Source organism: Citrobacter sp. Cf116 (assembly GCF_030336505.1).
In the GTDB taxonomy this organism is placed as follows: Bacteria; Pseudomonadota; Gammaproteobacteria; order Enterobacterales; family Enterobacteriaceae; genus Citrobacter; species Citrobacter freundii.
Genome location: NZ_JAOWEQ010000039.1, coordinates 9,762 through 18,506, shown reverse-complemented (window position 1 = coordinate 18,506; position 8,745 = coordinate 9,762). Strand labels below are relative to the sequence as shown.

Annotated in this window: 11 protein-coding genes, 1 tRNA gene and 3 pseudogenes; 10 read left to right on the top strand and 5 right to left on the bottom strand. The window is 42.9% G+C overall.

The features are described from left to right. From OGV74_RS16710 to OGV74_RS16695, 4 genes and pseudogenes are all read right to left on the bottom strand, one after another. Nucleotides 1–321 (bottom strand): annotated as a pseudogene (locus OGV74_RS16710) (replication protein P); the annotation flags it as partial. Beyond that, complete coding sequence (locus OGV74_RS16705; protein ID WP_223307938.1) at nt 233–1,144, bottom strand: DnaT-like ssDNA-binding domain-containing protein; 912 nt, start codon at nt 1,142–1,144, stop codon at nt 233–235. The gene OGV74_RS16705 and the pseudogene OGV74_RS16710, both read right to left, overlap by 89 nt. Before the next feature lie 252 nt (nt 1,145–1,396). Continuing rightward, nucleotides 1,397–1,952: pseudogene (locus tag OGV74_RS16700) on the bottom strand (toxin YdaT family protein). Nucleotides 1,953–1,954: 2 nt separating this feature from the next. Beyond that, on the bottom strand, nt 1,955–2,170 hold the full coding sequence (locus OGV74_RS16695; protein WP_032949519.1) for a transcriptional regulator: 216 nt from the start codon (nt 2,168–2,170) through the stop codon (nt 1,955–1,957). A gap of 101 nt (nt 2,171–2,271) precedes the next feature. Here OGV74_RS16695 and OGV74_RS16690 point away from each other — a divergent pair, with 101 nt between their 5' ends. The 8 genes from OGV74_RS16690 (at nt 2,272) to OGV74_RS16655 (ending at nt 7,702) form a co-directional block, all read left to right on the top strand. Next, nucleotides 2,272–2,661, top strand: coding sequence for a helix-turn-helix domain-containing protein (locus tag OGV74_RS16690; protein ID WP_032949520.1), 390 nt, complete (start codon nt 2,272–2,274; stop codon nt 2,659–2,661). A 346-nt stretch (nt 2,662–3,007) separates the two neighbouring features. Continuing rightward, complete coding sequence (locus OGV74_RS16685; RefSeq protein WP_286521216.1) at nt 3,008–3,532, top strand: tyrosine-type recombinase/integrase; 525 nt, start codon at nt 3,008–3,010, stop codon at nt 3,530–3,532. A gap of 264 nt (nt 3,533–3,796) precedes the next feature. Beyond that, nucleotides 3,797–3,895 (top strand): DinI-like family protein, encoded by a 99-nt coding sequence (locus tag OGV74_RS16680; RefSeq protein WP_072211991.1) that lies wholly within the window; start codon nt 3,797–3,799, stop codon nt 3,893–3,895. Nucleotides 3,896–4,007: 112 nt separating this feature from the next. After that, nucleotides 4,008–4,679 (top strand): SOS response-associated peptidase, encoded by a 672-nt coding sequence (locus tag OGV74_RS16675; RefSeq protein WP_286521214.1) that lies wholly within the window; start codon nt 4,008–4,010, stop codon nt 4,677–4,679. A gap of 365 nt (nt 4,680–5,044) precedes the next feature. After that, a complete protein-coding gene (locus tag OGV74_RS16670; protein ID WP_286521212.1) occupies nt 5,045–5,305 on the top strand; it encodes a hypothetical protein in 261 nt (86 codons plus the stop codon). Nucleotides 5,306–5,349: 44 nt separating this feature from the next. After that, entirely contained in the window at nt 5,350–6,321 is a 972-nt protein-coding gene (locus tag OGV74_RS16665; RefSeq protein WP_286521208.1) for a cupin domain-containing protein, read from the top strand. A gap of 15 nt (nt 6,322–6,336) precedes the next feature. Next, entirely contained in the window at nt 6,337–7,548 is a 1,212-nt protein-coding gene (locus tag OGV74_RS16660) for a JmjC domain-containing protein (RefSeq protein WP_286521206.1), read from the top strand. Between the two features lie 73 nt (nt 7,549–7,621). Then, nucleotides 7,622–7,702 (top strand) — tRNA-Pro (locus OGV74_RS16655). A gap of 131 nt (nt 7,703–7,833) precedes the next feature. Here the strand turns inward: OGV74_RS16655 and OGV74_RS16650 are convergent. After that, on the bottom strand, nt 7,834–8,223 hold the full coding sequence (locus tag OGV74_RS16650) for a HumD family translesion DNA polymerase (RefSeq protein WP_096879008.1): 390 nt from the start codon (nt 8,221–8,223) through the stop codon (nt 7,834–7,836). Nucleotides 8,224–8,330: 107 nt separating this feature from the next. Here OGV74_RS16650 and OGV74_RS16645 point away from each other — a divergent pair. Both OGV74_RS16645 and OGV74_RS16640 read left to right on the top strand, forming a co-directional pair. Next, nucleotides 8,331–8,447, top strand: a pseudogene (locus OGV74_RS16645) (hypothetical protein); the annotation flags it as partial. Nucleotides 8,448–8,542: 95 nt separating this feature from the next. Beyond that, nucleotides 8,543–8,745 (top strand): DinI-like family protein (locus tag OGV74_RS16640; protein WP_286521204.1); only part of this gene is annotated, 203 nt, incomplete at its 3' end.

Here is an 8,745-nt window from a genome sequence, read left to right as displayed (position 1 = left end):
GCAGATGTGATACAGCACGGGCTGAGGCCATGGATATTTATCGCTTCCTGAATACCGATATGACTCATTGCGCCAGCGCCGGTATTCCGTCATAACCTGCTCCGATGTCAGTCCGAATGGATTCGCTCCACTCACTGAAACCAGAGAAACAAACTCAGCCAGGTCAGGCGGCCATGTATTTCCCATCGCACAGCGCTCCATGCACTGCTGACAGACCAGCCGAATTTGAGGTTCAGTCATCGAACCTATCTGGGCTATCCAGATAGGCGAAGGCTCCGCCCCGTTCTTCTGGGTCCATCGGTTCGAATACACCTCCCCCATGACCTGCCACAGTCGCCAGGCTGTTTCCGTCGCCATCAAGTCCATTCCTGCGGCGCCACTCTGCGTGTGCTGACTGAATTTGCTGAACTGCCCGGGATGCTGTTGGTTCGGATCCTGCTCCCACATGACTGTTACCTCCGGTTTCTGGTTTTACCTGCGTTCTCACCCGGGCTACATGTCGGGCAAATTTTTGTTCCCACTGGATTTGAGTAAAAACTTTCCCTTCCGACTCCCAATACGCGGTGAATTCTGCGAGTTCAGTCAGAAGGTAATCTGGTTCAGGCAGGGGGATACCCCACGATGCAGCGCGCTGTCGGAAGTCTCTGGAGGGAAGCCAGCTATCTGTCATGCTGAATTTCCCGATCGGTTCATCAACACCGTCCAGGTATCGGGGCATGACCGGGGATGGCAGTTCATCCCCATTCGGATTTTTCATCGCGCCCGCGTTAAGAGAGGGGTTTAAGATCTGTTTACTGCTAACTGCTTTCTGGATACCTGATGGCAAAGGTTTAGCCAAAGACTTAGCCTTATCCTTAGGCAAAGCGAAAGCCTTATCAAAAGCCGTCCCCATAGCGTCAGAAACCCCGTAGCAGGCGGCTTTGAGAGCTTCATATGCTTTATCTTTCAGTGAACATTCAGGAAGTAATTCAAACGATCTTGCCCATGATTTGATCACGTTCACTGATGCTGGAGGGTTATGTTTCACCGCGTTAGGCAACCAAAAAACTCTGGCTTTAAGGTCGGCTTCCACCATACCTAACGCTATGGCTTCGCCTAAGGCTAAGTCGAAGGCTTCGACTTCCCAGTTTAATTCTTCGGCCATAGCCGCCCTTCCCGCCTTATACAGCCCGGGTATAATCCCCGTGAATGGGCCTGTAAGCAGGTAAATAAACAGACTCTGCCCACTTGGCGGGAGTGGTGATAAGGCTCGAAATTTAGGATCATCCCACATGGTGATCTTCACCTTACGGTAAGGCTCGTTACTAGCCTTACTCTTAGGCATGGCCTTAGCCAAAGGATTAGGCATACTTCACCCCGCGAGTTGCAGTAATAATGGTCATTGGTCAAAACTCGATTAAAACAATTGCGGCGCTACGGCGCTTATGCTCGCCAGTAGTGGTCCCGTCGCATCAGCAGGTAACATGTTGAATAATGCGATTGCCGCCTCACGAATTTCCTTCTCGAGCTTTTGTAATGGCGCGCCAATTAATTTCGCATGGTGTGCCTCACTGCATTCTTTGATAGCGTTCGCCACCAGCTCTGCTTCTGTGCTCGCATTACTTAATCCGTGCTTTCTGGCAATCTGAACTGGCATAGCAGCAATAATTGAACCTGACAGTTGCATAACGTAAGCCGTGTACTTTTCCGAACCGCCCTCGTTTTTCAGATATCGGAATAAATTCTGTTTATTAACAGCAATTCCGCGGCCATCTACTTTGGCCCACTCTTTAGCCACCAGCTGAGCGATCCGTTCCTGTGCCTGTCCTGGTAATGTCGATTCCCATTCACGAACGGCAACCCAGATTTTTTTTGCACTTCATCCAATCCCGGCGACAAACAGAAAACTGATTTTTTGTTTTCTGAGTTCTCACCATCGTCGGGGTATGGTTTTTAAAAGAGATGGTTTGCATGGTCACTCCTTAGGTAATCCATCCGTTGGATTTGGGTATAAGTCGGGTCTAAGTTCGTGGGGGGTAACCCCTGTAGCGCTAAAGACTTGAAGTACCCGTGACGAAGGAACAGTACCTTTTGCTTTCCACTGACTTACTGCCATTCCGCTTACACCAATCGTGCAAGCTAATTTATTGGCCGAGCCAGCTAGTCGAATTGCGTTATCAATGGCTGTCATAACTATCTCCTTTTTAAATTGGGAGTAATAAACCATAGGTTTACATTAATTGCAAACTTTAAATTTATTGTGACTATAAACCAAACATTTACAATGGGTGTATGAAAAACACTGACGATCTCAATAACCAACTGGTAGCCCGCTTAGAAGAAATTACTCAAAGAGGGATCAGCAAAGCTGATATGGCTCGCATTGCAGGAGTTACGCCTCAAGCTGTGAATGGGTGGTTTAAGAAGGGAGTTATCAGTAAGAAGTCCGCCATAGCAATTGCGGAAGCCGCCAACGTGTCCGTTACTTGGTTGTTAGGTGAGAAAGTATCAGAAGATTCAGGTCTCAAGCCTAACGAGAGCAAAATGCTTAACTTATTTAGGCAGCTACCAGAGGCAGAGCAAGAGCGAATGATCGATACCTTTGCACTGCGGTTAAAGGAAATTGATGATTACGTTGAGAAATATCTTCGTGGTCGTTTTAAGGCTAACGATGTGAACTAAGAGTTTATTCCCATCCATTGAAACCGGCGTTTGCCGGTTTTTTTTCGCCCTTTTGTCAGAACCTCCCTCCCCTTAGTTTTTCACGACTGATAAAGCAAATGTTTGCCTCTATATCAACTGATGATTGACATAAAAATTAAACCAATGATTTAATCATTCTATCGAAAACGTCATCGAGGCAGGACGCCCACGAAGTAGCTGCCGGCGGCATACGAATCACCGGATGAGATGGCGAACATTAATGCGCAGCAGTCAGTACCGTTCCGCTTGCCAGCGATAAGGCTAAATGAAGAACCCCCTGTATCACTGTTACTGGACACAGGGACAGAATGTTGAGGGAAACATTATGAGGATCGAAATAACTAAAGTTGGAGGCAAGGTTTGCTTAGTCATATCCCCTATCAAGTTCTCTGTCGCGGATCGCATAGCTACTGCCATGGAAAACAGCGAAATCGTTGCAGCTCTTGGTGCTTATTTCACAGCCATTGGAGAGGCACCAAACGGAGAACTCGTTGGGCTCTATCTCTATTTTAATAACTTGGATAGCCTGGAATTGGGAGAGGTGATTGAGCGATGCCGAATCAATAATCCATCAGATTTTATGCTTTTCTCGCCAGTCAGACGCGGTGGCAGAAAGCCGGGGCCACTGACCCCTGATGGATTGACCCAGGCATTTTCGAATGTAAGGGATGCGACGACAATAAAATTTGGACCGAACCCTCCTACTTACCATGAGATCAGAAGCCTGGCCGGCAGACTGTATGAAAAAGAACGCGGGGAGGAATTCTCGCAACGTTTACTCGGGCATAAAAATTTGACAATGACCAAAAAATACCTGGACGCACGTGGTGCAGAATATGTTATGGTTTAGACAGGATATGGAAATTTCGAGTAATTTTCGTGGGATTTCGTGAGGACGCCGAAAAAACACAATGAAAACAAAAACATAAAAAGAGACCGAATACGATTCCTGTTTTTTCCAAAATTATTTTTTATCCTTTATTTTCAACGCAATAACAAACCATTAGAACAAAAAACACACAATTAAAGGTGTGTTTTCAGGTACTAAAAATCATATAGTTAGCCAAAATTTCGGACATATTCGGACCGGTTTCGGACAGTTTTTCCTTCCAAAATTGAATGCGTTGACGCCAGCAAGCATAAAATAGAACAGATAAGCCGTACTGTTCAGGAAATGTTTGAAGAGGCTGATATGTGGCTGATTTCAGATTAAGGTCCCAATAATGCCATTTACTATATGTATTGGTGTTCGGGTGTAGGGTTCAAATCGTTTCGCGCAGGGCAATATCCTATACTTTCAGTCTTACATATGGCTGGAGGTTTCTATGTGTGGACGTTTTTCACAGTCAATGACACGTCAAGACTATCTCACCCTTCTCGCAGAAGAAGCCGAGCAAGACATTCCATATGACCCGGAACCGATCGGACGTTTCAACGTGGCGCCGGGTACCAAAGTTCTGCTTCTGAGCGAACGTGACGAGAAACTCCATCTTGATCCAGTTATCTGGGGATACGCCCCCGGATGGTGGGATAAACCACCGCTAATTAACGCACGCTCTGAAACTGCGGCCACCAGCAGAATGTTTAAACCACTCTGGCAACATGGTCGCGTAATTTGCTTTGCTGATGGCTGGTACGAATGGAAAAAGGAAGGTGACATACAGCAGCCCTACTTTATTCATCGAGCCGATGGCCAGCCGATTTTCATGGCGGCGATCGGCAGCACACCATTCGAACGTGGAGATGAAGCTGAAGGATTCCTGATAGTAACAGCTGCTGCCGATAAAGGACTGGTAGATATTCACGACAGGCGGCCACTGGTACTCTCACCAGATGCTGCTCGCGAATGGATGAGGCAGAATGTTGGAGGGAAAGAAGCGGAGGAGATTGTAGCTGACGGTTCCGTGTCCGCTGATAAATTTTTATGGCACGCCGTGACGCGTGCCGTCGGGAATGTTAAGAATCAAGGGCCAGAGTTAATCCAAACTATACGTTAATGTACGATGCGACAGGGGAAAACGTCTGCTTTGAGCGAGGAGCGGACCTTTCGGGCCACTTGTCCTAAAATTGTGAGATATTTTCTAAGAAAAGAATTTTTACAATGGAAATCATCAACGCATTAGAGATGCGTTATTGATGTCAACCCATTAATAAATAATGGTTATTTTTACCACCTCGACTTTTAATGAAAAAAATTTTCCTCATTGATAATTTTTATGTTGTGCAAAGGAAAAACTATGCTAGTAATTAATATATCAATACTTGACTCACCAATAGTACAGTTAGTGCAATTACTGGTATTAACAAAATTAATTATCTTGTATTAAATCAATTTTCTTAACCATGAAAATTAGGGGTGTATATGAACGAAACATCATTGATGATTCTTGATCTTAAAAACGAGATTTTAAGCTTACGCCGTGACGTTGCAATGCTCCAAGCAATCATCTTAGGGAAAATAGGTGGTGGTCATGCCGATGGTGAATCAGGATTTAATAAGATAGACTCAGGCATTGATAGTTTTACGAATATCAAAGGTCGACATCCTAGAAAACAGCATATAGAGGAACCGCAGCTCGATCCTGGTCAAAATGAAGTGGATCAACAGAATAATGGAGTTTAAATTGTGTGTGTTTTGATATTTACCATCTAATAAAGGCACGCCGTATGATTAATATCGCTAGTCTTGTTAGCTCAATTGAAACCTCTGATTTTCTCTTGAACTTCCTAAATAAAAAACCGTTAATATCAAGAAGGTCTAGCTCCAGTACACTTTCCACAAAACTAATTGATTTATATGATATAGACAAAATCATAGCACAGCAAATTTATCTGCCTTATTTTAGAATGGTAAAAAATGGAAAAGCTAAAAAATACGATGACATTTCAACATATCGACTGTTTTCTGGGGAGGTAGAGTCTGATATCGGAGACCCAAATGCTATTTATGATGGCATTTCAAAGGGAGAAACATTGGTACTACAATTTTTGGAACGTTATTGGCCTCCCTTAGAAATTTTTTGTGCATCTCTTAGCCAAGAACTAGGATCTAAAGTACAAGCTAACGCTTACTTAACGCCTCCTGGTTCTAAGGGTTTTAATCCTCACAGTGACACTCATGATGTATTTATATTACAAATTCACGGAAGGAAAGAATGGAAAGTATGGGGGTGTCCAATTCCATACCTTACACCTAGTGTTGATATTGATACTAGAACAAATTCTTCTTTAGAAATTGCAAAAAATACATCCCCATTAATAAACATCGAATTATTTCCTGGTGATACACTTTACATCCCAAGAGGATTTGTTCATGAGGCAAATACAAACGAAGTAACATCTTTGCATATAACTTTAGGCATAATAGCATATACATATGCAGATCTTTTTTCATCGGCCCTAGAGAATTCAATCAAAAAAATAGAACGAAACTCTATTTCCAGAAAAAGTATTGATGTATCTAAAATCTTTTCTAATTCAGACAACATAATATTTGATACTATTCTAGATGAAGTCGTTAATTCAATATCATTGGATGCTCTCATTGATGAAAAAAGAGATGCATTAAGAAAAATGAAAAAAATTATTGAGTTGGATGGAGGCATTTTCCAACACCAAAACCACAATGCCAACCCTTAAAATAAAGGAAGTAACATGTCTGCACTTAAAAGTTTGTTAGGTGATATGAGCACCGAGGTTTTTTTCAATGATTTTTGGGAAAACGCCCCATTGCATATAAAAAAATGCGAGGGTTTAAATTTACCAAGACTACTTGATTTTGAAAATCTTCTAAATTACGCAGACTTAAGAACCCCAATGGTAAGAGCTTTTATAGGTGGGGAGCTTGTTCCTGAAAAAGAATTTACGAAATCCTGGCAGGCAGGAGATGAAGTTAATTCTAATTATGTAAATATAGATGCACTTAAGCGACTAATTACCGTTGGTGCAACTATTTCACTTAGAGGTATTGATCGCAGGATTTTATCACTATGGGAAATCTGTCGTTCCATAGAAAAGGAACTAGGTTGGCCTAGTCATGCAACCGCTTTTATTACACCGCCAAATGCGAAAAACACCACCCCACATTATGATGTTACAGATAACTTTATCGTTCAAGTAGCTGGAGGTAAACTATGGAAGATATGGAATAAAGATTCTATATTACCTTTAAAACACGAACATCATATTTTACAAGAGTCGATTGCTATCTCCAAAAAAACAGCCCCCATTAAAGAAGTCTACCTTAATGCTGGTGATATCTTATTTATTCCAAGAGGACATCTACATGAGGTTTATACTATGGATGAAAACTCTTTGCATGTGGTTATTGCAATAGAGCCTATTAGGATATGGGGTGTTATCAATTTAGCCGTAAAAAAATTAGTCAAAGAGCTCCATGACGATCCGAACTTCAGACGATCTGTACCATTATCCGCCTCTTTTACAGAGTCACTTGATAAAGAGTTGTCCTCAATATTATTACAGTTAAAAACTAAAATTCAAAATAACATTGTATGGCCTGACATTTGCAATGGCGTTCTAAATGAATTCGTTGATTCTCGATGGGCATCGAGGCCCGGTCAAATAATGAACACCATTTCAGTTTTAGATGGGAATTATAATGACGAAACTATTTTCTCTCATCGGCATAATTTGATTTTTTCTGCAAAGTACTTAAGTGACGAAATAGTTGTAAGTTTTCAGGGTAAAACTTTACATTTTAGCATGAATTTCATTGAGGAATTGAACTACATTCTTTTAACTAAGGAGTTTCGCATTGTTAATATCATCGGATCTTCATCTAAAAATAATAAAACTAGTTTAGTGAAGAGGCTAGTATGCGAAGGAATACTTATCATTCTTTAAATTTCTTTGTAAATAATTAAAGGAGGATATAATGGGAATTTATATTTATTTTTCACCCTTTAACGTCCGCTCATGGCACATAGCTGCCATTGAAATGGTTGCGCACCGTCATGGGGTGTCGGGGTCGGAGGTTCAAATCCTCTCGTGCCGACCAAAAATCCTCTAAGAACCAGCCTGTTACGGCTGGTTCTTTTATGCCTGTTTTCTGAACGGGGAAGCAGTGGGGATTAATCGGGGAAAAATCCCCGACACAAGGCATCAATTTCGCCGTAAAATTTCAGCTATTCACATCACCGGGCAGTCATCAAATTCCGCGTTCCTGGCATCATTAATAATGTACGTCATCACCCCGAATATAGCGGGTACAGAACTGTAGCCATCATCATCTGCTGGCAGCTCTTCCCTTCTCCCGTTATCCAGATTAACCAAGTGGGGCTGAGGATGAGTCCGATATCGCTTGATCCTGAATTCTCCGTCTATCGCGCATATCAGCAGCGAGCCATCACAAGGAGAAAGTGACGCATCAACAACAAGCAGCGCCCCCTGGATTATCCCTTCCCTGAAATGTGAACGCGATGCCCGCATGAAATAAGTCGCTGCTGGCTGGCTGATTAGCTGCTGATCGAGGGAAATTCGTGCTTCAACATAATCTGCCGCAGGTGAAGGGAAGCCCATGGTTACAGTCCTCCGTTTGGATTGAACAGCTGAAAGGTACGGTTCTCGCCTTCCTGCGTTGATACATCGCAGAAGGTTGTCACATACCACTCGATCCATTCATTGGCCTGCTTCATCGTCCAGTTCCAGTTAACCTTGCTCAGTTCCTGGACAAATCGCTGTGTGGTGACAGTCTTCCGGCCATTCGGTTCTTGCTGTATCGAAGCATACCAGGCTATTTCAATATCGCTACGTCGTGGCATCATTTAACCCCTCTTGAATACCGGATAAAAACACAGTATAAATACTGTATATCCATCCAGTAAAGGAGCAATAATCAATGTTCGTGGAACTCGTTTATGACAAAAGGAATTTTGATGGTCTGCCCGGTGCGAAAGATATCATTCTGGGCGAACTGAGTAAGAGGGTTCACCGGATTTTTCCGGATGCTGATGTCCGGGTAAAACCGATGATGACATTGCCGGCGATCAACACTGACGCCAGCAAGCACGAGAAGGAACAGATAAGCCGTACTGTTCAGGA

Excerpts from the sequence above, each read along its gene's own strand:
- OGV74_RS16670 (WP_286521212.1), top strand. The coding sequence starts at position 5,045 with ATGAACGAAACATCATTGATGATTCTTGATCTTAAAAACGAGATTTTA.
- OGV74_RS16665 (WP_286521208.1), top strand. The coding sequence starts at position 5,350 with ATGATTAATATCGCTAGTCTTGTTAGCTCAATTGAAACCTCTGATTTT.
- OGV74_RS16695 (WP_032949519.1), bottom strand. The coding sequence starts at position 2,170 with ATGACAGCCATTGATAACGCAATTCGACTAGCTGGCTCGGCCAATAAA.
- OGV74_RS16660 (WP_286521206.1), top strand. The coding sequence starts at position 6,337 with ATGTCTGCACTTAAAAGTTTGTTAGGTGATATGAGCACCGAGGTTTTT.
- OGV74_RS16705 (WP_223307938.1), bottom strand. The coding sequence starts at position 1,144 with ATGGCCGAAGAATTAAACTGGGAAGTCGAAGCCTTCGACTTAGCCTTA.
- OGV74_RS16690 (WP_032949520.1), top strand. The coding sequence starts at position 2,272 with ATGAAAAACACTGACGATCTCAATAACCAACTGGTAGCCCGCTTAGAA.
- OGV74_RS16675 (WP_286521214.1), top strand. The coding sequence starts at position 4,008 with ATGTGTGGACGTTTTTCACAGTCAATGACACGTCAAGACTATCTCACC.
- OGV74_RS16650 (WP_096879008.1), bottom strand. The coding sequence starts at position 8,223 with ATGGGCTTCCCTTCACCTGCGGCAGATTATGTTGAAGCACGAATTTCC.
- OGV74_RS16685 (WP_286521216.1), top strand. The coding sequence starts at position 3,008 with ATGAGGATCGAAATAACTAAAGTTGGAGGCAAGGTTTGCTTAGTCATA.